Annotated in this window: 24 protein-coding genes and 1 tRNA gene; 9 read left to right on the plus strand and 16 right to left on the minus strand. The window is 29.6% G+C overall.

What is annotated here, in order from left to right; genetic code table 11:
- Window positions 1-7: 7 nt before the first annotated feature.
- Window positions 8-1,378, plus strand: coding sequence for a saccharopine dehydrogenase family protein (locus tag FDT66_RS02385; RefSeq protein WP_138534547.1), 1,371 nt, complete (start codon window positions 8-10; stop codon window positions 1,376-1,378).
- 1 nt (window position 1,379) lies between these two features.
- On the opposite strand, the gene FDT66_RS02390 is transcribed toward FDT66_RS02385, so the two are convergent.
- The 4 genes from FDT66_RS02390 to FDT66_RS02405 all read right to left on the minus strand — a co-directional run bounded on the left by FDT66_RS02390 (window position 1,380) and on the right by FDT66_RS02405 (window position 3,343).
- Window positions 1,380-2,048 (minus strand): tRNA1(Val) (adenine(37)-N6)-methyltransferase, encoded by a 669-nt coding sequence (locus FDT66_RS02390; RefSeq protein ID WP_138534709.1) that lies wholly within the window; start codon window positions 2,046-2,048, stop codon window positions 1,380-1,382.
- A gap of 115 nt (window positions 2,049-2,163) precedes the next feature.
- Window positions 2,164-2,250: transfer RNA gene (locus tag FDT66_RS02395), tRNA-Ser, on the minus strand.
- A 3-nt stretch (window positions 2,251-2,253) separates the two neighbouring features.
- The gene (gene rimM / locus FDT66_RS02400; protein ID WP_138534548.1) at window positions 2,254-2,778 is read right to left on the minus strand and encodes a ribosome maturation factor RimM; all 525 of its coding nucleotides are present in this window, start codon (window positions 2,776-2,778) and stop codon (window positions 2,254-2,256) included.
- A 19-nt stretch (window positions 2,779-2,797) separates the two neighbouring features.
- A complete protein-coding gene (locus FDT66_RS02405; RefSeq protein ID WP_138534549.1) occupies window positions 2,798-3,343 on the minus strand; it encodes a 30S ribosomal protein S16 in 546 nt (181 codons plus the stop codon).
- A gap of 440 nt (window positions 3,344-3,783) precedes the next feature.
- Between FDT66_RS02405 and FDT66_RS02410 the strand changes: the two genes are divergently transcribed.
- From FDT66_RS02410 to FDT66_RS02425, 4 genes are all read left to right on the plus strand, one after another.
- Complete coding sequence (locus FDT66_RS02410) at window positions 3,784-4,230, plus strand: ferritin-like domain-containing protein (protein ID WP_138534550.1); 447 nt, start codon at window positions 3,784-3,786, stop codon at window positions 4,228-4,230.
- A gap of 158 nt (window positions 4,231-4,388) precedes the next feature.
- Entirely contained in the window at window positions 4,389-8,726 is a 4,338-nt protein-coding gene (gene dnaE, locus FDT66_RS02415; RefSeq protein ID WP_138534551.1) for a DNA polymerase III subunit alpha, read from the plus strand.
- Between the two features lie 76 nt (window positions 8,727-8,802).
- A complete protein-coding gene (locus FDT66_RS02420; RefSeq protein WP_138534552.1) occupies window positions 8,803-10,110 on the plus strand; it encodes a D-arabinono-1,4-lactone oxidase in 1,308 nt (435 codons plus the stop codon).
- Between the two features lie 5 nt (window positions 10,111-10,115).
- Window positions 10,116-10,766 (plus strand): HAD family hydrolase, encoded by a 651-nt coding sequence (locus tag FDT66_RS02425; protein WP_138534553.1) that lies wholly within the window; start codon window positions 10,116-10,118, stop codon window positions 10,764-10,766.
- A gap of 67 nt (window positions 10,767-10,833) precedes the next feature.
- On the opposite strand, the gene gldA is transcribed toward FDT66_RS02425, so the two are convergent.
- The 6 genes from gldA to FDT66_RS02455 form a co-directional block, all read right to left on the minus strand.
- Window positions 10,834-11,727 (minus strand): gliding motility-associated ABC transporter ATP-binding subunit GldA, encoded by an 894-nt coding sequence (gldA, locus tag FDT66_RS02430; protein WP_138534554.1) that lies wholly within the window; start codon window positions 11,725-11,727, stop codon window positions 10,834-10,836.
- Between the two features lie 35 nt (window positions 11,728-11,762).
- Window positions 11,763-12,572: a hypothetical protein gene (locus tag FDT66_RS02435; protein WP_246034733.1), complete on the minus strand. Its 810-nt coding sequence runs from the start codon at window positions 12,570-12,572 to the stop codon at window positions 11,763-11,765.
- Window positions 12,573-12,595: 23 nt separating this feature from the next.
- Window positions 12,596-15,346: a carboxypeptidase-like regulatory domain-containing protein gene (locus FDT66_RS02440; RefSeq protein WP_138534555.1), complete on the minus strand. Its 2,751-nt coding sequence runs from the start codon at window positions 15,344-15,346 to the stop codon at window positions 12,596-12,598.
- Between the two features lie 36 nt (window positions 15,347-15,382).
- Window positions 15,383-16,222, minus strand: coding sequence for a GLPGLI family protein (locus FDT66_RS02445; protein WP_138534556.1), 840 nt, complete (start codon window positions 16,220-16,222; stop codon window positions 15,383-15,385).
- 95 nt (window positions 16,223-16,317) lie between these two features.
- Window positions 16,318-17,157 (minus strand): GLPGLI family protein, encoded by an 840-nt coding sequence (locus tag FDT66_RS02450; protein ID WP_138534557.1) that lies wholly within the window; start codon window positions 17,155-17,157, stop codon window positions 16,318-16,320.
- Window positions 17,158-17,161: 4 nt separating this feature from the next.
- Entirely contained in the window at window positions 17,162-17,524 is a 363-nt protein-coding gene (locus tag FDT66_RS02455) for a hypothetical protein (RefSeq protein WP_138534558.1), read from the minus strand.
- Between the two features lie 120 nt (window positions 17,525-17,644).
- On the opposite strand from FDT66_RS02455, the gene FDT66_RS02460 reads away from it, so the two are divergent.
- The 3 genes from FDT66_RS02460 (at window position 17,645) to FDT66_RS02470 (ending at window position 20,567) form a co-directional block, all read left to right on the plus strand.
- Window positions 17,645-19,219, plus strand: coding sequence for a sensor histidine kinase (locus tag FDT66_RS02460; RefSeq protein ID WP_138534559.1), 1,575 nt, complete (start codon window positions 17,645-17,647; stop codon window positions 19,217-19,219).
- Window positions 19,212-19,889: a response regulator transcription factor gene (locus tag FDT66_RS02465; RefSeq protein ID WP_138534560.1), complete on the plus strand. Its 678-nt coding sequence runs from the start codon at window positions 19,212-19,214 to the stop codon at window positions 19,887-19,889. The genes FDT66_RS02460 and FDT66_RS02465 overlap by 8 nt, the downstream gene beginning before the upstream one ends.
- Window positions 19,890-19,952: 63 nt before the next feature.
- Window positions 19,953-20,567 carry a deoxynucleoside kinase gene (locus FDT66_RS02470; protein WP_138534561.1) on the plus strand — a complete coding sequence of 205 codons (615 nt, stop codon included), beginning with the start codon at window positions 19,953-19,955 and terminating at the stop codon, window positions 20,565-20,567.
- 55 nt (window positions 20,568-20,622) lie between these two features.
- Here FDT66_RS02470 and FDT66_RS02475 read toward each other — a convergent pair whose 3' ends face one another.
- Genes FDT66_RS02475 through FDT66_RS02485 form a run of 3 tightly spaced genes read right to left on the minus strand, consistent with a single transcriptional unit; the run spans window position 20,623 to window position 23,500 of the window.
- Window positions 20,623-21,771 (minus strand): cystathionine gamma-synthase, encoded by a 1,149-nt coding sequence (locus FDT66_RS02475; protein WP_138534562.1) that lies wholly within the window; start codon window positions 21,769-21,771, stop codon window positions 20,623-20,625.
- 28 nt (window positions 21,772-21,799) lie between these two features.
- Window positions 21,800-23,041, minus strand: a complete 1,242-nt coding sequence (locus FDT66_RS02480; protein WP_138534563.1) for a cation:proton antiporter — start codon at window positions 23,039-23,041, stop codon at window positions 21,800-21,802.
- Window positions 23,042-23,044: 3 nt separating this feature from the next.
- Window positions 23,045-23,500, minus strand: coding sequence for a DinB family protein (locus tag FDT66_RS02485; RefSeq protein ID WP_138534564.1), 456 nt, complete (start codon window positions 23,498-23,500; stop codon window positions 23,045-23,047).
- Between the two features lie 42 nt (window positions 23,501-23,542).
- Here FDT66_RS02485 and FDT66_RS02490 point away from each other — a divergent pair, with 42 nt between their 5' ends.
- Window positions 23,543-23,893, plus strand: coding sequence for an arsenate reductase family protein (locus tag FDT66_RS02490; protein ID WP_138534565.1), 351 nt, complete (start codon window positions 23,543-23,545; stop codon window positions 23,891-23,893).
- Window positions 23,894-23,965: 72 nt separating this feature from the next.
- Here the strand turns inward: FDT66_RS02490 and FDT66_RS02495 are convergent, their stop codons facing one another.
- From FDT66_RS02495 to FDT66_RS02505, 3 genes are read right to left on the minus strand one after another with little or no spacing between them, the layout of a single operon-like run.
- The gene (locus FDT66_RS02495) at window positions 23,966-24,439 is read right to left on the minus strand and encodes a hypothetical protein (RefSeq protein ID WP_138534566.1); all 474 of its coding nucleotides are present in this window, start codon (window positions 24,437-24,439) and stop codon (window positions 23,966-23,968) included.
- Between the two features lie 24 nt (window positions 24,440-24,463).
- On the minus strand, window positions 24,464-25,447 hold the full coding sequence (locus FDT66_RS02500; RefSeq protein WP_138534567.1) for a glycosyltransferase family 4 protein: 984 nt from the start codon (window positions 25,445-25,447) through the stop codon (window positions 24,464-24,466).
- Between the two features lie 2 nt (window positions 25,448-25,449).
- Window positions 25,450-26,292 (minus strand): hypothetical protein, encoded by an 843-nt coding sequence (locus tag FDT66_RS02505; protein WP_138534568.1) that lies wholly within the window; start codon window positions 26,290-26,292, stop codon window positions 25,450-25,452.
- Window positions 26,293-26,309 lie beyond the last annotated feature (17 nt).

Consider the following 26,309-nt stretch of genomic DNA (forward strand, 5'->3'; position numbering starts at 1 on the left):
TTTACTTATGAAATATATTTTAATTATTGGTGCTGGTAAATCAAGTTCTTTTTTAATAAAATATTTATTAAAAAAATCTGATGAAGAAAATTTAAAACTAATTATTGGTGATATTTCAACAGACTATGCAAATAAGCTAATTAACAACCATAAAAATGCTGAGACAATTGTTTTAGATGTTTTTAATAAAAAACAACGTGAGGAAAATATTAAGAAAGCAGCTATTGTAATTTCTATGTTACCAGCAAGGTTTCATATTGATGTAGCTAAAGATTGTATCAAGTTTAAAAAACATATGGTAACTGCTTCATATATTTCTAATGATATGAAAAAATTAGACAAAGAAGCAAAAGAAAATGGTTTAATTTTTATGAATGAAATTGGTTTAGATCCAGGAATAGATCATATGAGTGCAATGCAAATTATTGATAGAATTAGAGATAATAATGCTAAAATGTTGCTTTTTGAATCGTTTTGTGGTGGTTTGGTTGCCCCTGAAAGTGATACTAATTTATGGAATTACAAATTTACTTGGAATCCAAGAAATGTAGTACTTGCAGGACAAGGTGGAGCTGCTATGTTTATACAAGAAGGTACTTATAAATACATTCCTTATCACAAATTATTTCGTAGAACAGAGTTTTTAACTATTAATGGTAGTGGAAAGTTTGAGGCGTATGCCAATAGAGATTCCTTAAAATACAGAAATGTTTATGGTTTAGATGACATACCAACAATGTATAGAGGCACTATTAGAAAAGTAGGTTTTTCTAGAGCTTGGAACATTTTTGTACAACTTGGTATGACTGATGATTCTTATACAATTGAAAATTCTGAAAATATGAGTTACAGAGATTTTGTAAATCTATTTTTGGCCTATTCTCCATCAGATTCTGTAGAATTAAAATTGCGTTCTTATTTGAAAATAGATCAAGATGATGTAATGTGGGAAAAATTAATTGAATTAGACATTTTTAATCATAAAAAGAAAATTGGAATTAAAAATGCAACTCCAGCACAGGCTCTTCAAAAAATATTATCAGACTCTTGGACTTTAAAAGAAGACGATAAAGATATGATTGTAATGCAACACCTTTTCGGTTATGAAATTGATGGAGAAAAACGTCAAATCGAAAGTAGTTTAGTTGTTTATGGTGAAAATCAAACCTACACAGCTATGTCAAAAACAGTAGGACTTCCTGTTGCCATTGCAGCTTTAAAAATACTAAGAGGTGAAATTAAAACTCCTGGAGTTCAATTACCAATTTCTAAAGAAGTATATGAACCAATTTTAAAAGAATTAGAAGGATATGGAATTAAATTTATTGAAAAAAAGGTTCCTTATTTAGGCTATAATCCAAACACTGTAGTTGGATAGTTTACATTTTCAAATAAAAATCTTTTACTAAATCAACATACTCTTTTGTATATTGATGACGTTCAGTTTCAATAACTAAATTTGTTACTTCTATTTCTTTTTGTTGAAAAGAAAACTCCAACAAACTTCTTTTAATTTTTGATGTTTCATTCCCTTGAACTCGACAAACTCTATTTAAAAATAAGTTATTTTCTTTTGCTAAATTGATAAAACTCTCTTCTTCTTTAAAAGGTATTATTGTTGCAAATATTCCATTTTTTGATAAAATTTTAGCAACTCCAATGACCAATTCATCAAAAGATAAAGATGATGTAAAACGTGCTTTGTTTCTTGACTCATTTTCGGTTTCAAAATCGTCGTTATAAAAAGGCGGATTTGTAACAATTAAATCATACGTTTCTTCTTCCTCATAAATTTCATTAGCAAATTCTTGAAAAGTAGCATTGTAACAATACAATCTATCTCCCCAATCTGAATTCTCAAAATTTTCTACAGTTTGTTCGTAAGCATTTTCATCAACCTCAACAGCATCAATTGTCATGACGTCTGAACGTTGTGCTATCATTAAAGAAATTACACCAGTTCCAGATCCTATATCTAAAACTGTATCTGGGTAATTATCAACAGTACACCATGCACCTAATAAAACACCATCTGTTCCAATTTTCATGGCTGTTTTATCGTGATTGATTGTAAATTGTTTAAATTGGAATGGTTTGTTCAAAATTAAATACTTTTAAAAAGAAAAAATTCTACGAAGTTTTACGTAGAATTTTATTTTATCGCAGAGAGGAAGGGATTCGAACCCTCGATACAGTTACCCATATACTACCTTTCCAGGGTAGCTCTTTCGACCACTCAGACACCTCTCTAATTTACAAATACAATTCAATTAACCCTTCAGGGGTTTCAACTTCTATTGTATTTTTTTCTCTATTTACCTTTTTAATAAATTCATCTACCATAGGAATAAAAATTTCTTTTCCTTCTCTATCAATTTCAAAAAGTGGTTGTGCTGCTTTGTCGTTTATGTGAACAATAGTTCCAACTTCTCCAAAATTAGCATCAACAACTTTAAAACCAATTACTTCATGATAGTAAAATTTATCACCAGTTAATTTTGGTAACATTGTGGTTGGTAAATAAACTCCACATTTTAAAATCGAATCTGCTTCTTCTTCAGAGTATACATCTTCAAACTGTACACGTAATTGATTTCCTTTGTGAAGTGAACTTTTTTCAATAAAAAATGGAACCAAGTTTGCGCCAAATTCGACGTAAAGTGATTCCATTTCTTTGTACAACTCAGGCTCATCTGTATCTAACTTGATAACAACTTCACCTTTAAAACTATATTTTGTAACAATTCTGCCTAAATAAAAACAATCTTCTTTACGCATTATTGCTCAAAATTAAAATTTACTCAGTTGCTTTTGCTTGTGCGTCATCTATAGATTCTGGAGCAGCTTCTGTAGCTTCTTCAGTTTCTGCAGCTGGTTCCTCAACTTCTTCAACAACTGGTTTCGCTGCTTCAATTCTAGCTTCGTTTACCGCTTTTTCTGCTGCTAAAGCTTTTGCTTTTGCTTCAGATTCAGCTTTTGATAAACCTGCTTCTTTATCAGCAATTTTAGCTGCTTTTTCCTCTAACCAAGCTGCAAATTTTGCGTCTGCTTGTTCTTGAGTTAAAGCTCCTTTTCTAACACCACCAGCTAAATGATTTTTTAACATAGCACCTTTGTAAGATAAAATGTTTTTTGCAGTATCAGTTGGTTGTGCACCATTTTGTAACCATGTTACAGCTAAATCTACATCTAAGTTAATTTCTGCTGGGTTTACATTAGGATTGTAAGTACCAATTTTTTCTAAGTATTTACCATCTCTTTTTGCACGAGCGTCAGCGGCAACTATCCAATAGAATGGTTTCCCTTTTTTTCCGTGTCTTTGTAATCTGATTTTTACAGACATAATTTGTTAATTTTTTAAGGTTCACGACCTTGATTATTAAAAATCCTACCATCTCGTAGTAAGTGGGCGCAAAAATACAAAAACCTTTTGAAACTAAAACCCTAATTTTCAACATTTTTTTTAAGCGTTTTAATGGACTTTCTACTATATGTTTTTATGATGAATTTATTTCAGCATCTTTAACATTTAAAAGGTACGTTAATTAATAATAAACTGATACTGAATCGTGTTCAGTATAAAAAGGATGTCATTTCAATTCCTAACACACTCAATCAATCTTAATAAAAACCTTAAAAAAACACTAAAATTCAAATGAGTTAAGAATCAAATCTTTTGCACTAATAGAAACTTTACATCTAATCTATATTTGTAATATCATAAGATGTGAAACAATACGCATCTCAAAACAATTTATTGGAATTTAAAATGAAAATGATATTATGAAGTACACAGAAAAAGTTTCAAACAAATTAAACGAATTATTAGAAAAAAATTATGATGCAGAAAAAGGTTACTTAAATTCTGCCGAAAACGTTGAAAGTCCAAAACTAAAAATGTTTTTTAAAAATAGAGCATCAGAAAGAAGTATGTTCGCCAAAGAAATAAGAACAGAAATTTTATCTTACGGACAAATTCCTGAAGATGATGGTTCTTTTAAAGGCTTAATGCACAGAAACTGGATGACGTTAAAATCATTATTTAGCTCTAATGACGAAGAAGCAATTTTAGAAGAAGTGTTAAGAGGAGAAAAAGCAAGTTTAGAAGAATACACTGAAATTTTAAAAGAAGATTCATTTGCACCTTCTACAAGAAAAATGTTAGAAAATCAAAAACAACAAATTCAATCTGCTATCAATAGTTTAATGGTAGAAGAAGAATTGGCATAACAACTAAAATTAATCAATTATTCAATTGATTTTTAAATAGTCAATCCATTTTTGGATTGACTATTTTTTTGTTAATAAGTCAGTATAAAAAATCAACTTAAAATCTCTTATGATTTTGTAATTTTAACTCTCCAAAATTATTAGAAAAAAACCATTTTATGTACTTAGTTTTCGATACAGAAACCACAGGTTTACCCAAAAGTTGGAATGCACCAATTACAGATACAGACAACTGGCCTAGGTGTGTTCAAATTGCGTGGCAACTACATGATAAAATGGGAAATGTTATTGAGCATAATGATTTTCTAATAAAACCAGAAGGTTATAACATCCCTTTTGATGCAGAAAGAATTCACGGAATTTCTACAGAACTAGCTGAAGAACAAGGCATAGAACTAAATAAAGGTTTACAATTATTTAAAGAAGCTTTAGGGAAAACAAAATTTATTGTCGGTCAAAATTTACAGTTCGATATTAATATTATGGGTTGTGAATTTCATAGATTAGGAGTTGAAAACAACCTAACTTCGCTCCCAGTTTTAGACACATGTACCGAAAAAACAGCTTTATTATGTCAAATACCTGGAGGTCGTGGAGGAAAATTTAAACTACCAACGTTAACAGAACTACACAATCATTTATTTGGCGTTGGTTTTGGTGAAGCTCACAATGCAACTGCCGATGTAGAGGCAACAACCCGTTGTTTTTTAGAATTGATTCGCTTACGAGAATTTACCAAGGAAGAGTTAGACGTAGATGAGAGTTACTTCAAAAATTTCTCAGAAGCAAATCCAAAACCGATTCAGGTTATTGGCTTAAAACACATCAATCTAAAAAAAGAAAGTGATAAAATTCGTAAACGTCTTGAAAAGTTAAAAGACGTTGCTGAAACAAAATCTACTTCAGAAGGTTTAGCTGAATTAAAAGATGTAAAATTTGCACACTTACATAACCATACACAGTTTTCTGTTTTACAATCTACCATGCAAATTGCAAACATCGTAAAAACTGCAGCAAAAGATAATATGCCTGCAATTGCAATGACAGACACTGCAAACATGATGGCATCTTTTCATTTTGTAAGTGCCATTTTAAATCATAACAAAACTGCAGAAAACCCTATAAAGCCAATAATTGGTTGTGAGTTTAACATTTGTGAAGATCATAAAAACAAAACTGTAAAAGACAATGGTTATCAAGTTGTTTTATTAGCTAAAAACAAAAAAGGATATCATAATTTAGCTAAAATGTCTTCTATAGCATTTGTAGATGGATTTTATTACGTTCCAAGAATCGACAAAGAAGTTGTAAAAAAATACAAAGAAGATATTATTGTTTTAACTGGTAACTTGTATGGTGAAGTTCCTAGTAAAATTCTAAATCTTGGAGAAAATCAAGCAGAAGAAGCCTTGCTTTGGTGGAAAGAGCAATTTAAAGATGATTTATACATCGAGTTGATGCGTCATAATCAACAAGATGAAACCATTGTAAATGAAACTTTATTAAAATTTTCTAAAAAACATGATGTTAAAGTTGTAGCGACCAACAACACATTTTATTTAGAAAAAAAAGACGCAAACGCACACGACATTTTACTGTGTGTAAAAGATGGCGAAAAGCAAGCGACTCCAAAAGGAAAAGGTCGTGGTTATAGGTATGGTTTACCAAATGAGGAATATTATTTTAAATCTTCGGATGAAATGAAAACCTTATTTGCAGACATCCCTGAAGCAATTATAAACATTCAAGAAATTGTAGATAAAATTGAAATTTTTACGCTAGCAAGAGATGTTTTGTTACCCGCTTTTGATATTCCTGATGAATTTAAAGATCCTGAAGATGAAAAAGATGGGGGCAAAAGAGGTGAAAATAATTTCTTACGTCATTTAACATACGAAGGTGCAAAAAAACGTTATGGTGAAATAACCGAATCTATAAAAGAACGTTTAGATTTCGAGTTAGAAGTTATTGAAAAAACAGGGTATCCAGGTTATTTCTTAATTGTTGAAGATTTTATACGCGAAGCCAGAAATATGGATGTTGCAGTAGGCCCAGGACGTGGTTCTGCAGCAGGTTCTGTAGTTGCTTACTGTTTATGGATAACAAATATAGATCCTATTAAATATGATTTACTTTTTGAGCGTTTCTTAAATCCAGAACGTGTATCAATGCCAGATATTGATATTGATTTCGATGATGAAGGACGAAGCAGAGTTATGGATTATGTAATTGATAAATACGGTGCAAACCAAGTAGCACAAATTATTACCTATGGAACCATGGCAGCAAAATCTTCTATTAGAGATACTGCCAGAGTTTTAGATTTACCACTTTTTGAAGCCGATAGAATTGCAAAATTAATTCCAGGAATTAAACTAAAAAATATTTTTGGTGATGATGCCAAAAGTAAAAGTAAGGTAGATGGTTTACGTGCTGAAGAAAAACAGCTTGTAGAAGAATTAAAACACATGTCTTTTGGAAACGATCTGGTTTCTGAAACCATTAATAAAGCCACCATTTTAGAAGGTTCTGTTAGAAATACAGGAATACATGCTTGTGGCGTAATTATTACACCTGGAGATATCACAAACTATGTTCCTGTTGCTTTGGCAAAAGATTCTGATATGTATGTCACCCAATTTGACAACTCTGTAGTAGAATCTGCAGGTTTGTTAAAAATGGATTTTCTTGGATTAAAAACACTAACTTTAATTAAAGATACCGTTAAAATTGTAAAAGCAAAACATGGTATAGAACTAGATCCAGAAACGTTTCCTTTAGATGATGAAAAAACATATGAATTGTTTCAAAGAGGAGAAACTGTAGGTATTTTTCAATATGAATCTCCAGGAATGCAAAAACATATGCGTTCTTTAAAACCAACCGTTTTTGCAGATTTAATTGCAATGAATGCTTTGTACAGACCTGGACCCATGGAATACATTCCTAGTTTTATCAACAGGAAACACGGTACAGAAGATATTGAATACGATTTACCTGCCATGGAAGAATATTTGGCAGAAACTTACGGAATTACAGTGTACCAAGAGCAAGTAATGTTGCTCTCGCAAAAGTTGGCAGATTTTACCAAAGGTGAAGCCGATGTTTTACGTAAAGCAATGGGTAAAAAACAAATTGCGGTTTTAGATAAAATGAAACCAAAATTTATTGAACAGGCTGCTGCAAATGGTCACGATGCTAAAAAGTTAGAAAAAATCTGGAAAGATTGGGAAGCCTTTGCAAGTTATGCTTTTAACAAATCTCACTCTACTTGTTACGCGTGGATCGCTTACCAAACTGCCTATTTAAAAGCACATTACCCTGCAGAATATATGGCATCTGTACTTTCCAATAACATGAATGACATCAAATCCGTTTCGTTTTTCATGGAAGAATGTAAACGAATGGGACTAAAAGTTTTAGGCCCAGATTTAAATGAATCTTTCTTAAAATTTTCTGTAAATAAAGAAGGTGCAGTGCGTTTTGGAATGGCTGCAGTAAAAGGTGTTGGAGCATCAGCTGTAAGAGCAATAATTAAAGAACGTGAAGAAAACGGAAATTACACTTCAATTTTTGATTTAGCCAAACGTGTAGATTTACGTGCTGCCAATAAAAAATCTTTTGATAGTTTGGTAAAAGCAGGTGCTTTTGACTCTTTTTCAGACACACACAGAGCGCAGTATTTTGCCACAGACGAAAAAGGGTTAACGTTTTTAGAACGTGCTATGAAATTTGGTAGTAAATACCAAGAAAACGAAAATTCGGCACAAGTTTCTATGTTTGGTGAAACATCATCTGTTCAATTTCCAGAACCAGACATTCCACAATGTGAAACTTGGGGAAATATGGAACTATTAAAACAAGAAAAGGAAGTTATTGGAATTTATATTTCTGCTCATCCATTAGATGATTTTAAAAATGAAATGATATTTTGTAATGCTGCTTTAAAACATTTTAAAGGAGATATTGCAAAATATGTAGGAATGAACTTAGCATTTGCTGGAATTATTTCTGATGTACAACATCGAGTTTCAAAAGCTGGAAAAGGTTGGGCAATGTTTACTATGGAAGATTATGGTGATACACATGAATTTCGAATTTTTGGCGAAGACTATTTAAAAATGCAACATTTTTTAACCTTAAACTCATTTTTATTTGTTCGTTGTACAATACAACCTGGTTGGACCAATAAAGAAGGTGTAACTGGAGAACCAAGACTAAAATTTACAGAAATGAAGCTGTTGCATGATATTATGGATAATCTTTGTAAAAAAATAACTATAAAAATTCCTTTAGAAGATATTAAAGAAAATACTATTTTAAATCTAGAAACTATTCTTAAAAATAATCCAGGAAAACAATCTTTAAATTTTACTGTTTGGGATGAAAAAGAAAAGTTAGAAGTGAGTTTGCCAAGTAGAAATACAAAAATTCAGGTTTCTAGCGAATTATTAGCTACTTTAGAAAGTCAGCAAATTCAGTTTAAACTAAATTGATTCTTAATAGTTAATAAATAAAAAGTTTTTTTACTAAATATCAATTAAGCCTTATTTTTGTAGCTTATTTAAAATAATGAAGCCAAAAAAAAATGGTATTTGGACAAGTTGGAATGAAAATCTAACCTACAAATACAAATCTCTTTATAAAGTTACTACAGAAAAAGAATTACAAGAAATTATTAAAAAAAGCGATAAAGTGCGTTTTTTTGGTAGCAAACAATCGTCTGCAGATATTGCTGCTGGTTTAGAAAACTTAATTGATATTACTTCTTACAATAAAATTTTATCCTATAATGATACTGAACATACCATTACAGTTCAGTCTGGATTAATTTTAGGTGATTTAATAGATGCTGTAGAGGCCAAAGGCTGGTGTATTCCATGTTTACCTGATATTAACACCATTACTATTGGTGGTGCTTTAGCAACTGGAACTCATGGCACAAGTGGAAAATTATTGTGCGAATACATGACTTCTTGTACATTGGTTTTAGCTGATGGTTCTCTAAAAGTGATTAACAAAGATGATGAATTAATGAATGCAGTTCGAGTTTCTTTAGGTGCTTTAGGGGTTATGTCCACAATTACTTTTAAATGCGAGCCTATTTACACTTTGCATGTAAAAGAAGGTCCAGAAGATGATGCTAAATGGTTGCCAAAAATTAAAGTAAGACTTCAAAAACACGATTTCTTAAGAATTTTATGGTTACCTCATACTGATAAAGGCTACGTAATTACTGGAGATAAAATTGATTCAGAAACAGCAATTCAAGAAGATTTAGGTCCAGAATACTTAAAACATCGACGAAAAGCTTCTAAAATTTTATATAAATACACGCATATTTTTCCTTGGATTACGGCTATTGCAAACAAGCTATTATACAAAGGTTTTTTCAGCTCTAAAAAAGAACACAAAGGGTCTTTATACCAAGCAACTGTAACAAAATCGAGAGGTTCTACTTTAGAATTGGCAGAATGGACTATTGGTTTGGATAAATTTACAGCCGTTTTTGAAGAGTTAAAAACTGAGATTAATAAATGGAGCAACAAATCTTTTATTCATATTCCTATGGATATTCGTTTTGTATATAAAGATAGATCTTGGTTGAGTTATGCTTACGGTAAAGACATTGTAACCATTGGTTGTGTTTCCAGAAATGCTGCAACTGCAGATACCTATGAAGCTTTTAAAACTATTGAAAATATTTTTTTAAAACATGGTGGAAAACCGCATTGGGGAAAACGTTTTACAGCAAAAGATGCTGAGTTTTCTAAAATTTATGAAAAATGGGAAGATTTTAAAGTTTTAAGAAAAGAAATGGATCCAACCAATAAATTTTTGAATCCTTATTTGACTCAATTATTTAACGAAAAAAACTAAAATTTATGTTGCCAAAAGGTGTTTTATTTGATTTTGATGGAGTTGTTGTAGATAGTGCTGCAAGTCATAATGCAGCTTGGGAATCTGCTTTTAGAGAGTTGTTTAATGAGCAAATAGTGGCATTTCCTAAGCATTTATCTGGAAAATCGCCCATGGTAATTGCAAATTATTTTTGCAGTGTTATTGGTAAAGAAGTACAAACTGAAGAATTATTCTTTTTGAAAGACAAGCATTTAGACATTTATTTTAAAACTCCAAAATTATTACCTGGTGTACATGAATGTACAGATTTTCTTACTAAAAAAAGCATTAAATACGGAATTGCAAGTAATGCAACCAAACAGTTTTTAAAAAATAGTGTAGAAAAATTAAAGCTGAATTTTACCACTGTTTTCGGACTTCAAGATTATGAAAAGCCAAAACCTTCACCTGAAGCATATATAACTTTAGCAAAGGCTTTAGGTTTTACAGAAAACGATTTTAAAGACATTTGGGTTTTTGAAGACAGTTTAACAGGAACCACTGCTGCAAAATTAGCAGGTATGATTCCTATTGGAATTTTAACGCAATTTTCTGAGGAAGAATTGAAGGAAGCTGGAAGTAAAATGGTGTTTCCTACTTTGCTGGAAGCTTATCAATATTTAAAAGCTCAATAAACATTCAATTTTACCACATAAGAATATAGAAAAGATAGTATTACGTAATGAAATAGATTGAAAATTTCTAATTTGTTAACTCTGTAAATAAACTTTCTAACGTTTTATTTTCCGAACTCAATTCAAGGATTTTTAAGTTATTTTTTTGAGCAAAATCAAATATTTCTGAGCGCATATCTTCCTGAAAATTGAACGTAAGTTTCCATGTATTTTGGTTCAAATATATTGCTGAAACTAAATTTTTTAATTGATTTATTAAAACCTCTTCAACGTTTGTATTGAAAATAACTTTTATGACTTGTTGGCTATTTGTTTGCAATTCAGCTATTTTTTTATCAATAATAAGTTCTCCTTTTTTTATAATAATTACTCTATCACAAACAGCTTCAACCTCTTGCATAATGTGTGTAGAAAATAATACTGTTTTGTCTTTTCCTAAATCTTTAATTAATGCTCTTATTTCTACTAATTGATTTGGATCTAAACCTGTAGTTGGCTCATCTAAAATCAAAATTTTTGGATTGTGCAAAATAGCTGCTGCTAAACCAACTCTTTGTTGATAACCTTTAGAAAGCTTATTTATTTTCTTGTGAGCTTCTGCAGACAAACCTACTTTTTCGATACAAATTTCAATGTTGCTTTTATCAACTTTATATATGGCTGCTTGAAATTGTAAATATTCACGTACATACATATCTGAATACAAAGGATTGTGTTCTGGCAAATACCCAATTAATTTTTGTGCATCTAATGGATGCTGTAAAACATCAATTTCATCCACTAAAACGCTACCTTCATTAGGTTTTATATAACCTGTTAAGATTTTCATCATGGTAGATTTTCCTGCTCCATTTGGACCTAAAAAACCTATAATTTGTCCTTTTTCAGCAGAAAAAGAAATGTTATTTAGTGCTTTTTGAGTATTGTAAGCTTTTGAAACAGAAGAAACTTTTATAGACATATAACAAATGTAGTTGAATAAATTTAATAACGACTTTAAGCTGTTTTTAGTCTAATTTTTCTAATGTTTTTCATTCGAAACCAAGCTTTTTTGTGGCGTTGTTTGTAAAACCATAAAGTACCCAAGTCTAAAAGAAAATAAAAAAAACTAATACCACTTGGCGGGTTATGACTAGGTAAAAAATCGAAAACTCCCCAAGCTGTAGTTGGCCACCACCAACATTTATAAGTTGTTCCGATAATTTCTAAGTAGGCAACACTAATATACATGGTTAAGTAAAAAAGGCGTTCTCTGGGTTTATTTCTGAGAATAAATAATGTGGCAATAGTCATTACAAAACCAAAAACATCATTTTTAAAAACTAAAAAAACGGTTGCATAAATAAAAATAAAAATACTTAGAAATTTTTCAATTTTAATACGGTGTTTTATAATAGAGGCTGCTTTAGAAAAATACAACACTGCCACATATACAATTGCATGACCTGGAGGCACATAATGTGGTACATTACCCAATCTATAAGTATACATACCTAATAAAATAGAAAAAAGATACTCGCCAATAATTGCTATAATTACTGCAGATATCATTTGCTCTCTAACTCTCTTGTTTACTTGCCAAAAAATAATTAAAAAACCAATAAACATGCTAATATTGGCGTATAACTGGGCATTTTCAGTAATTTTCACCATATAAAAACTATCTAAAAAAAGACCAAAACCAATAAATAAAAAAAGTGCTCCTAAACTTTTAAAAGTTGCATAAAAAGGAGATTTAGATGCTAACAAACTCATACCACAAAAATAACTAAAGTAAATAAAAAATGGCTCAATAAATTGAGCCATTTTTTTTATAATATATTGTAGTATTAAAGTTGATATCTTACTCTAAAACTAATAAATCTTGGTAAAATAAAACGCTCGTTTATAGAAGAAGATATTGTACCTTGACTAATACTTGCCTCTGAACCAGTAGCTAGTAAGTTATTACCTACTAACTCATATTCCCATTTTGCATCTTTATCTTTTCTGTATGCTAATTTTGCATTCCAAATACTAAAAGTATTTGTTGCAGAACCGTTTTGTCTTTGTTCTGTGAAAGAAAAATCAGAAGTTAATGTTACAGAATTCCATAAATAAGCATCAAAATCTATAGAAGGAGAGTGATTTACAGTTTTCACATCTACATTTCTAGCTGTGTTACTTTGGTCTGAAAATGATATTCTATACCTTAAAGACACATTAGGTGCCTTTGTAAAGTTGGTACCTATTCTAGTATTAAAGCCTCTTGCATATACCTCATTTGTATTGGCATTACTATTTAAAAACTGATATGTTTTTCCGTATGAGAAATTACCACCTATTGAGGTCTGAATTTTCCCAAATCTTTTTCCAGCATTAAAGCTTGCACTTAAATTTTCATTATCTAAAGGAGAATTTATTGATGTGGCAGTAGAAACTGCTGAACCAGGAACAAAAATAGTATTTCTATTTACTTGGTCTGCAGTTTTTCTATAATTTACAAAAGCAAAAACATTTGTGTTATTGAATAAATTAAAACTTCTGTAAAATAGTCTTAAGTTATGAGAATTAGAATTTAACAATTCTGCATTTCCTGCAAAAAATGAATCATAGTCATTAGCAACAATACCTCTAGCTACTTGAGTAACATCTGTAAAATTAATTTGTTTTTTATACGTAAGGGTTAAGCTTTCACTTCTTTTAAATTGAGCAACTGCTTCAAACTCTGGCAAAATTTCTTCAAAGGTATCTTTGAAAAATTCTGTACCATATTGTGTGTTGTTTGAATTGTATGAGTGAAATGTTACACCTGGTGTAAACGTAAAAATACCTGACTTTAAACGGTATCTTACACCTGCATAAATATCTGTAAAGTTGTATTCTGTATCGTTTGTAATTTGCTCATCGTCAATACCATCTATATCTGGATTGGGATTAAACTCATTACCATTGTCTAAAATTTGAAAGAAACGAGAGTTAAAGTTTTGTTTGCTTAAAATAGTACCTGCTACAAAGTTTAAATTACTTTTTCCGTTTAAAATATAGTAGTAATCTAATTTGGCATCTAATTGATTTGATTTTACTTTTCTATCTTGTTCTAAGGTATAAAACATATTTGTTCTATCTAACCCTAAATCGTCTGCAGCATCATCAAAACCATCATTATCAACATCATTATTATTATTTGGATTATTCTCTAAAGCTGCCACATAAAACGGATCTTCGTCTTGCAATACATGTGTTACTTCTAAAGCAAAAATATTTTTTTCGTTTGCAGTATAGAAATAACTAAAATCTTGATTTATGGTATATGGTGTTGCTCTTTCAGTTTCAGTAACATCACTAAACAATCTAGAGTCTACATTTTCTGTTGTAAATTCATTTGAAAAACGACCAGAAATATTATAGTTTAATTGGTTGCTAAAGTTCTTTTTATAAACTGCTCCAAAGCGAAACAAACCTGTGTTACTTGTTTGAGAAGTTTCAGTATCTCTAAATTCATCTGGCGTTGCTGGATCTATATAATCTATATCATTTATATTTCTTTGCCCATTACTATTACTTGACCATATTAAAAACCCAGTTAAATCTAATTTTTTATTTGGAGAATAACTAAAATTGAATGCAGACAATCTAGTTTCTATTCTATTGGCATTTCTAGCGCCAGCATTTAAAAAACCAATGCCTGCACTTGCTAAATTAATATTGGTACCATTAGAAGGACTTTGTGTAACAAAACCTCCACTAAAACCTCTAACATCTCTTCTACTTAAAACAACGTCTCCTAAATTGTTTAAATCTCCAATAATATTTATGGTATATTTTGGTGTGTAGTAAAATAATTTTGGTTGAAATAAATACAATTCTGTATCTGGTGAGTTTCCTACACCTGCTGTAACATCACCAAACCAAAAATTCTTTTTACCTTCTTTTAATTTGATGTTTATAGCAACTCTATCTTGGTTGTTTTGTACGCCACTTAATTGACTAACATTACCATAATTTCTTAATACCTGAATTTTATCTACAGCATTTGATGGTATGTTTTTAGAAGCTAATTTGGTATCACCACTAAAAAATTCTTTACCATCTACCATTATTTTTTCAACAACCTTACCTTCTACCTCAATTTGCCCTTGGTCGTTTACTTCTACTCCTGGTAATTTTTTTAGAACGTCTTCTAATTTACGTTCAGAACCATTTTTAAAAGAATCTGCATTATAAATTATAGTGTCTCCTTTTATAGTTACTGGCATTTTAGAAACAATGGTAATTTCATCTAAAGAATTATCTTCTTTTAAAGTGATGTTTTTAACAATATCTTCTGTAGTAGTTGTTATTTCAAAATCGGCTGATTTGAAACCAATATAACTTATTTTTATTTCGAAAGTACTGTTTTTTTCAAGGTCTAATTTGTAGTTTCCTTTTGCATCAGTAAAACCATAAGATGCCATTTTTTTGGTTACTTTATTAATAGCTAAAACGTTTGCCATTTCTAATGGTTCGCCAATACTATCTTTTACCACACCTTTTAGTTGAACTTGGGCATTGGATATTAATGTTACCATAAAAATGGTAAGTAGTAGTAATTTTTTCATTATGTGTTTGTTAGCTTAAATTATTTGTTTGTTAAGTTAGTTTCTACCTCTTCCTCTACCTCTAAAACGCTCTCTCATTTCCTCCATTTTTTTAGTGATAATTTCTACATATTCTTCTCTACTAACTTCTTCTCCTTTTGTTGGTTGTTCTATTTCTATTTTGTCTTCTGGATTTATTACAATTTCCGTACATAAAATGGTAGTTCTACCTTCATTAACTTCTAATATTAAACCTGGTAAACCCCAATATTCTCCTGGTCCATTACTTACTGGAAGTTGTGGTGTATACCAAGCTGTAATGGTTATTTTGTTTACTTCTTCTGTATTAGCTGTGTTTGTAGAATCTTTTTTCTCATCTTCTTTATTGTTATTTCTTCTTCTTCCGAAGTTTGAAAAATCTAAAGGGTCTACATCTTTAGTTAATGTTGCGTTATAACAGATATAATTACCTATTTGTTTGGTTTCTGTTCCTAATTCCCACTTTGGAACTTCCATAGTATCTGTAATTAAGAATTTTTTTCCAAAAAACTCAGTAGATTCTAAAGCCACTAAGTTTTTAGTGTTTTTGTATTTGGTTCCACCACCTGTTAAACCTCCCCAACCTCTTCCACCACCAGCTCCAGGAGCTGCTAGCTTTTCTTCTTCTTTGTATGTAGACGATGTTTTATCAAAAGTTAAAATAAATGTTTTTTCTAAAAAAGATTTCATTCTTGCAGCAATTTGGTTTTTCTGAGCTTCAGACATTTGTCCGTTTCTAGAAAATCTACTCATATCCATTGTTGTTTTAGACATGTAAGTTGCTTTTCCTTGAAATTCCTTTTGTGCAAAGGTTGTTATTGTTACTAGCGCTAAAGCGAAGGTAAATAGTGATTTCATATTTTTTTATCTAAATTTTTGACCAAAATTAATGCTAATGGTTAATCATTAGACTTAAAAAAAACATAAAAGTTTAATTTAATTTTAAATTAATTTTAACCTCCGAATTTGATATTTACACCATTACCTAAGTCTAAACCATTTCTACCTTTCATTTTCTCCATCATTTCGTCTGTTTTTTCTTTTCTAATTTTGTTAAATTTCTTTTGAGAAACAACTTTGCCTTTTTTTGGTTCTTGAATTGTAATTTTTTCCTTTGGATTTAAAATAATTTCTGTACAAACAATTATTTTTTTTCCATCATTTATTTCTAAAATTAACCCTGGTAAACCTTGATAATTTGAAGGGCCATTGCTTAAAGGAATTTGGGGTGTATACCAAGCTGTGGTAACTATGGTTTCTTTTTTAACTTCTTCTACAGGTTCTCCATTTTTAACAGTAATATTTTTTCTTTCTACTTCTTTAGAAAAAGTGGCTTTATAACAGGTGTAAGTTCCTATATTTTTAGTTTCAGAAGATAACTCCCACTCATATTTTGGTAATTTGTCTTTGATTAAAAAGCGTTTTCCTTGTATTTCTGTTTGATTTAAATAACTGTTCTTTTTTAAATTCTTGAAATAAATATCAGATGCTCCTGAACCACCTAACGAAAAGACTTTGATACCTGCCCCACCAACCTGTGGTTTTGGCGCATTTAATTTTACATCTTCTTTGTAGGTTGATACATTTTTATCGAAATTTAAAATGTACGTTTTTTGATTCATTTTCTCCAAGCGCTTTCTAATCTCCTCTTGCATTTTATCGTCTACAGCTTTATCGTCATCTATTTCAAAATTACTTTTCTGACTTGTTTTGTATATAGCTTTTCCTTGAAAATTTTGTGCATTTACTGTAAATACAAAAAATAATACGAATGTTGTAAATATTGCTTTCATGATGTTAGTTTTTATATTTTTTTGATATTTTTATGATTGATTTGACTCCTTTTTTAGCCTTTATAATTAAAGAGTCAATATTTTTTGATTCTCCAGAAACTTTTATTGAGCTTTTAAATTTGTATTTCGATTTTTTCAAATCCATACCAAAACTCATTTCTACAATATCTTCTGGTTTATTAGATTCAAAAACTTCTTTTACGTTTTTCCAATCTATGGTTTCTAGTTCTTCAATCGTGTCTACCATATAAGAAACTGAATTTACAGTTACGCCTGAGTTTAAAGATTTTTTATTTTCTAGAGTTATTTCTTGTGCATAAAATACAGAAGCCGTAAGAAACAATAATAAAGTTATAATTTTTTTCATTTTGTCTGGTTTTAAAATTAACACTACAAAGATGCAACAGTAAATAATTTTTTTTAGTTAATGAGTGTTAACGAGTGTTAACCAACTGATTTTATTAAAATTACTACCTATATTTGAACCATGGATACAAAAAAATACCATTGGGTTTTTTATTTTATTGCAGTAACAATTGTTGCTACAATTGCTATTCAATTCTATTGGAATTATAAAAATTACGAAGAGAATAAGAGGCAAGTTACTAATGAAATTCAATTAAGTTTAGACAATGCTATTGAAGAGTATTTCTCTTCATTAGCTAAAAGTAATTTTTTAACAATTGTTGAAGCTAAAGATTTTAAAATCATTGACAATTTAAATCAAACCGAGAATCATAAAAAACCAAAATTTACCATTAATAATATTAGAATTACATCAGATGAAAATTTATCGAAAGAAAAAGTAGATTCTATGATGAATTCTACAAAAAAATTCGTTTCAAAATTTAACTCAAAAAAAGATTCTTTAAGCTACACAATAGATAAAAAGAAAACAGATTCTGTAAAAATTTATACAAAAATTACTGATTTTAAAAATCGTTACAACTTAAAATCTGACGGCTCAAAAACAGAAATTAAATATTTTAAAGGTAAAAAAGCAGCAGATAGTTTAAAACTAATTGATAACTTAAAGCCTATTTTTATTTCTTTTTTAGATCAAACCATTCAGTATCAAAAAATTGATTCTTTAATAGAAAATCAGTTAAAACAAAGAGAAATAAATATCCAAACTAGTTTTCGTCATTATAAAAAAGACACATTATTTCATAAAACAAAAGACAGTTTGTTTAATGCTAGTTACAATACCATAAAATCAAAATCTACCTACGTAAAAGAAGGTGAAGGTTTTGAGTTGGCTTACACAAATTCTAATTTAGAGGCACTAAAAAGAAGCTCTTTTGGTATATTTTTATCATTTTTATTAGCAATGGCAGTAATTTCGTCGTTATTTTATTTGTTAAAAATCATCAATCAGCAAAAGGAATTGGCAACAATAAAAAATGACTTAATAAGCAATATTACACACGAATTCAAAACCCCAATTGCAACGGTTTCTACAGCCATAGAAGCTATAGAAAATTTTAACGTTTTAAAAGATACAGAAAAAACAAAAAAATACTTGGCAATGTCTTCTGTTCAGCTAAAAAAACTACATCAAATGGTAGAAAAGCTGTTAGAAACTGCTACCTTAGATAGCGAACAATTAATATTAAAAAAAGAAACAATTGATGTGGTAGAAACCATTGAAAAATTGGCAAACAAACATCAGTTTTTACATGCCTCAAAAAATATTTCTTTCTCATCAAATCTAAAACCTATTTATGTTAATGTAGATAATTTTCATTTTGAAAATGCAATTTCTAATTTAATTGACAATGCTATAAAATACGGTGGTAATGATATAGAAATAACTATAAATTCCATTTTAAATACTACAGAAATTTCTGTTGCAGATAATGGAAAAGGAATTGACAAAAATCAACAAGAAAAGATTTTCGATAAATTTTATAGGGTTCCAAAAGGAAACACGCATGACGTAAAAGGCTTTGGTATTGGTTTGTATTACTGCAAAAAAATAATTGAAAAACACGATGGAACCTTACATTTGTCATCTACAAAAAATAATACCATTTTTAAAATAAACTTACCAAATGAGTAATATAAAAGTACTTTTAGCAGAAGACGAAGCTAGTTTAGGAATGATTGTGAAGGAAAGTTTAGAATCTCGAAATTTTACCGTTTTTCATGCAGAAAATGGTGAAGAAGCTTTAAAAATGTATGAGGAAGAAAAACCAGATATTTTGGTATTAGACGTTATGATGCCAAAAAAAGATGGTTTTACAGTTGCCAAAGAAGTAAGGCTAGAAAACAAAAAAATACCCATTATATTTTTAACTGCTAAATCACAAATTTCTGATGTATTAGAAGGCTTTAACAATGGTGGAAATGATTATTTGAAAAAGCCTTTTTCTATGGAAGAATTAATTGTACGAATTAAAGCTTTATTAAATAGAATTGAATTAAAATCGAATACAGAACACATAAAAATTGGCAAATACACGTTTAATGTAACTAAACAAATTTTATCTTTTAATGATGATGACCAACAATTAACTCATAGAGAAGCACAATTGTTATTTTATCTTTTTGAGAAAAAAAATCAAATTTTAGACAGAACTTTTATTTTGAATAAACTATGGGGAAATGACGATTTTTTTAATGCTAGAAGTATGGACGTTTTTATATCTAAATTAAGAAAGAAACTAAAAAAAGACGAAAACGTACAAATTATTAACGTACGTGGTTTTGGTTATAAATTGCTGTGTTAATTCTTTTAAAATTACAAAATTTATGTACCTTTAGCATTCTTTTTTAATTTTATACTTTTAAATATGCACGTTGCAATTGCAGGAAATATTGGCGCTGGTAAAACTACACTAACCAAACTTTTAGCCAAACATTACAAATGGAAACCTCATTACGAATCTGTTGAAGAAAATCCATATTTAGACGATTTTTACGGCGAAATGGAACGTTGGTCTTTCAATTTACAAGTATATTTTTTAAATAGTCGTTTTCGTCAAATATTAGAATTAAGACAATCTGGAAATAACATCATACAAGACAGAACTATTTATGAAGATGCCCATATTTTTGCACCTAATTTGCATGCAATGGGTTTAATGACTAATAGAGATTATAGCAATTATAGCTCTTTATTTGAGTTGATGGAAAATTTAGTTTCTCCACCAGATTTATTAATTTATTTACGTGCAGATATTTCTACATTGGTTGGGCAAATTCATAAACGTGGTCGTGAGTATGAAAACTCTATTTCTATTGATTATTTAAGTAGATTAAATGAACGTTACGAAGCTTGGATTTCTACTTACAAAAAAGGAAAACTACTAGTTATAGATGTTGATAATTTAGATTTTGTTGATAATCAAGAAGATTTAGGATACATTATAGATAGAATAGATTCTCAAATAAATGGCTTATTTTAAACTAAAAATAAAGTAATAAAAAAAGGGTGAAAATTTAATTTTCACCCTTTTTTATTTACTGACTTAATGCATTTTTTAAATCTTTTAGTAAATCGTCTATATCTTCAATTCCAACACTTAAACGAATTAAAGAATCTGAAATTCCTGCTTTTAAACGCGTAGCTTTTGGCATTGATGCGTGAGACATGGTTGCAGAATGATTCACCATACTTTCTACACCTCCTAAAGATTCTGCCAATGTGAACAATTTTATGTTTTCTAAAAATTTAAAAGCGGCTTTTTCACTTTCATCCTTTAAGGTAAATGAAACAACACCACCAAAATTTTTCATTTGTTTTTTGGCAATTTCATAATTTGGATGTCCTTCTAGACCAGGAAAATAAACATTACCAACTTTCGGATGATTTTTCAAAAAATGAGCAACCTCAACAGCGTTTTCACAATGACGCTGCATTCTAATAGGCAACGTTTTTATACCTCTTAATGCTAAAAAACAATCCATTGGACTCGCTATTGCACCAGCTGCAAACTGAATAAAGTGTATTTCTTTTGCTAACTTTTCATCTTTAACTATTAAAGCTCCCATTATTAAATCGGAATGACCACCCAAATATTTTGTGACTGAGTGCATAACAATATCTGCCCCTAAATTTAAAGGTTGTTGTAAATATGGTGTTGCAAACGTATTATCAACTCCAATTAATATATCAGAATTTACGGTTTTAACTGCTGAACAAATTGCTTTAATATCTTCAATTTTAAGCAATGGATTTGTTGGTGTTTCCAGCCAAATAAGTTTTGTTTTATCAGAAATTGACTTTAAAATTGCTTTTTCAGACTCCATATTTACATAAGTAAATTCTAGTCCGTACTTTTCAAATAATTGTGTAAATAATCTGTAAGTTCCTCCATATAAATCATTTCCTGCAATAATTTCATCACCTGGTTTTAAAGTTCTTAAAACACAATCTATTGCAGCCAAACCAGACGAAAAAGCAAATCCATGTGATCCGTTTTCTATAGAAGCTAAGCTTTTTTCCAAAGCAGTTCTTGTAGGGTTTGAACCTCTAGAGTAATTATATTCTTGATTTTCTTCAACACTAAACTGTGCAAACGTAGATGTTTGAAATATTGGTGGTACAACTGCACCTGTTGTTTGCTCAATTTTTTGACCTCCGTGAATTGCTTTGGTGTTAAATTTCATCCTTCAGTTTTATAAAGTCATAAAGAAACTATACTTCTTTTGCGTATTTTTTTATTAATTTTCCAACAGTTAAACCTTGCACTAATATTGAAAAAACTACAATAATGTAGGTAATTACTAAAAACAAATCACGTTCCATATTTTGAGTAAGACTTAAAGCCAACGCAATTGAAATTCCACCTCGCAAACCTCCCCAAGTCATAATCAAGTTTGTTTTTGGAACAAAGCCCAACTTTTTTGCGTAAATTTTTATAGGTAATAATAATGAAATATATCTTGCTAATAGCAATAAAGGAATTACAATAAAACCTGCTAAAATATAAGTTGCATTTAATGTTAGCACTAAAATTTCCATACCAATCATCACAAAAAGAATGGTGTTTAAAAGAACATCTATCAGTTCCCAGAACTTATCTACATATTGCTCAGTAACTTCACTCATAGACGATTTTCGAACGGTATCTGTACCCACAATTAAACCTGCAGTTACCATTGCCAAAGGTGCAGAAACATGTAGTTTTTGTGCAATTAAAGTTCCTCCCATAACAGCTGCTAAAGTTATTATTACTTCAGTATCATACTCATCAATACTTTTTAATAACCTGTAAGTAATCCAACCAATTACGAACCCTAAAATAATTCCTCCAATAACTTCAACTAAAAATAATTCTGCAATATGAGTTACAGAAATTTCTGTACCTCCTTTTGCTATTTGGTAAATTGTTAAAAAAACAACAACTCCTACTCCATCATTAAAAAGTGATTCTCCTACAATTTTTGTTTCTAAGTTTTTTGGCGCTCCTACTTTTTTCATAATTCCTAAAACGGCAATAGGATCTGTTGGAGATATCAATGCTCCAAAAAGTAAACAATAAATAAAATCGACATCTAATTGAATCATTTTCAACAAATAGAAAACAAAAATACCAGCTAAAAAAGTGGATATTAAAGTTCCTAAAGTTGCAAATATCAAAACCGGTTTTCGTTGAATTTTTAATTGCTGAAAATTGGTATGTAAAGCACCTGCAAAAAGTAGGAAACTTAACATTATATCTAATAATACAGTTTTAAAGTCTATACTTGTAATTAACTCTCTTTCTTTAATTAACAAGGTGTCATCAAAATAACCTAATACTAAAACAGCTAAAGTAAATACAATAGTAATTAGCATTAAACCTATGGTTGTAGGTAATTTTAAAAACTTTGTATTAATGTAACCAAAAGCAGCAGAAAGTACTATTAAAACTGTGGTGATAAAAAAATAATCCATTTTTTATAGATGTTTTTTTATTGATCTTATAATTCCATAATGAATACCTTCATGAAAATTATTAAACGCAATTGCACTTTCAATAGAATCTAACACAAAACCTGTACTTGTTGGGTATTCGTTATAAGTTTCAAAAATTCCTGCTTCGTAATCTTCTTGTAAAGTATCTGGTAAACCTATTAATAGTTCTTTTACCTCATCAAACTCTTCTTCTGTAAAAGTTTTAGTTGGTACAGTTCCTTTTTTATGGGTTTCAATTAATTCGTCAGGACATAAACAGTCTAAACCTGATAATTTATAATGCAATAATTGTTGTGTTACTACTAAATGTGCAACATTCCAAGCTATATTATTTTTAAATCCATTAGGAATTTCATGAATTTGATTTAAAGTTAAACCTTCTAATTCTTTTGTAACTAATTCACGAGATTTTCTTAAAACATCGAATTGTGTCTTCATTTTTATACGTAATTTTGAATTGTAAATATAACGATATAAATAATGAAGAAAGTTTATTTTTTGCAAACATGTGATACTTGTAAGAGAATTTTAAAAGAAGTAAATACGGATGGTTTTGAGCGACAAGAAATCAAAGGAAATCCAGTGAATACTGGTCAATTAGAAGAAATGTATATACTTTCTGGAAGCTATGAAGCCTTATTTAACAAGCGTGCGAAGTTGTACAAATCTATGGGTTTAAAAGACCAAAATTTAACAGAAGAAGATTATAAAAAATATATTTTAGACCAATATACTTTTTTAAAACGACCAGTTTTTTTGGTTGATAATGAAATTTTTATCGGAAACAGCAAAAAAGTTGTGGAAGAGTTAAAAAATAAAATAGGTTCATAATTACTATATATTAGAAATAAAAAACCTCGAAAATTTAAATTTTCGAGGTTTTTTATTGGAATCTATATTTTATTAAAATGTCATAGAAATTCCCATAGACATTCCTTTCAAATTGAAGTTAAATTGAGGTTGAAAATTAGAACTCACACTTGGTTGATCTGCATTGTATAAGTCTACAGCTTTTTCTGTTTTTCTAGAAAACCCTTTTGCAATAGGAATCGTAGCAACAATAAATGCTGCACCAACACCAGCTAAAACCCATTCTGGGTCTCCACCTCCAATTGCAGTTCCAATAGGATATCCTACCAATCCTCCTCCAATTCCTCCTAAAATCATTGCCCAAGTTTGGTTAGATTTTGCAGATTTCACCAAATCAAAAGCTTCTTGATTGTTTTTCATCAGTTCTTGCATTTCACCTAGTGTTAATGTTTTATCATTTTGAGAAAACACATAACCTCCAAATACTTTTTTCTTTTCAATTTTTTGAGCATTTACTGTTGAAAATGTTACTACTGAAAGTAAAATTGCTAAAAATACTTTTTTCATTTTTTAAAAATTTTAAGTGATTAATTAATTTGATTGATAAACTTTTATTAAATTCTCTGCTTCCTTTTTGGCACTCCAGTTTTCATTAATGGTCTCTCTTGCTGGGTTTCCTAATAAAGGAAGTTCTCCTTTTATTTTTTTTTGTAATATGGTTTCTAATGCTGTTATATTTCCTGCTTCAAACAAGTAGCCATTTTTTTTATCTTGAATTAAAGTTGAGTGAACTCCAACATTTTTAGTCGCAATTACTGAACATGCGCAAGACATTGCTTCAGCAGTTACTAATGAAAATCCTTCAGAAAAAGAAGGCACCACTACAATTTTTGACGCTTGGTAATAAGAAATAATTTCTGGAGTTTCATTTATAAAATAAACTTGTTTTTCTATAGTGTGTTTTTCGGCAATTGCTTTTAATTCTGATAAAAAATCTGGTTTATCAACTTTACCAACAATTACCAATGCCCAACTTTTATGTTCTTTCAATATTTTTGAAGCTTCTAATAAAATTACTTGTCCTTTAGCTTTTCTTACTCTTCCAGCGCACAAAATAATATTTTTTTGTTGAATATTTTTTAAGGTAACATTTTCTTTGGGTACAAATTCGTTCACATTAACTCCATGTCCAACAATGGTATTTTCAATACCTAAATTATCACTCATAGATTTTATAAGCGTAACCACTTTATCGGCACTTTTTAATAATTTTAAGGTTAATTTTGATGGTTTTGTTTCAGCATGACGTGTTGCAATTAACTTAAATTTTGCTCCAAATGCTCTGTAAATAAGCATTCTAATAATTTCATTATTTCTATGACAATGAACAACAATTTCTCTATCGGAAAACAGCATTTTTCTTAATTGTAACTTAGAAATATGTTTTCCTTTGGCGCCATAACCAAACAAATAAGTTTCAAATTTATTTTCAAAAAATGGCAAAACATTTTCTATGCTTCTTGTAACGCCAGTTCTTCGTTTGTGAAAGTGTGTATGAATTAAAACAGGTTTCAAATTTATGCGAATCTACGTTCTATAATTTCCATAAAGCGAGCTTCTAACTCTTCGTGCTTGTCCCATTTATAATCTGGTTTTACCATTTTATTGACAAATTTTTTCGCTTCTTGTTCGGTTTTTAGAGTATTTAATTGAGAAACTACTCTATTAAAATCTTCTTGACTACCATCAAATAAGTTTTTTACAAAAGCAATCCTGTCATTTAACCCAATATTAATATTTGTTTGTAGCTTATCGTTTAATGATTTTGGTTTTATTGGCTCAAATAAATTAGCCATAACATCTACTGGAATTGTATCTTCTAACTCGTCTTCTAACGTAGGCACTTTTCCAACATCTTTTGGGTCGTCTTTAAATTTCTGTGGTTTTACATCACCAAAAATAAGACCTTCCAAATCTTCAAAAGGTTGTTCTATTCTTGCTTCTTTTGCAATCTCATTGTCAGCTGCTTCTTTATCTTCAATTTTAATATTTTCTTCTATTTCGTTTTCTATTTCTTCAGAAAGAACGCCTCCTACTTCTGCTGCTAATTTTTCATTTTCTACGTTTAAGTAATCATCTTCTAAATTGTGGACTACTTTTTTTTCTTGCTCTACTTCTTTAGTTTTCTCTTCAATTTTCTTTTTCTTTTCAAAAGCTTTTTCTACTGTAGTTATTAGTTCTTCTTTTGTTTCCTGAATGTTTGACGTAGAATTTACATACTCTTCAACAAATGCTAAAACAGCTAATTTTTCATAAATTTCTTTCGATTTTTGTTTTAATAAAAACACATTGTCTTTATTTTTCATCTGTAAAATGCTGTGTGCTAAACTTATTAAATCTGATTCTAATTTTTTGTGCATAAGTTGTAAGTTGTTAC

This window comes from Polaribacter aestuariivivens, assembly GCF_005885675.1.
Taxonomy (GTDB): Bacteria; Bacteroidota; Bacteroidia; order Flavobacteriales; family Flavobacteriaceae; genus Polaribacter; species Polaribacter aestuariivivens.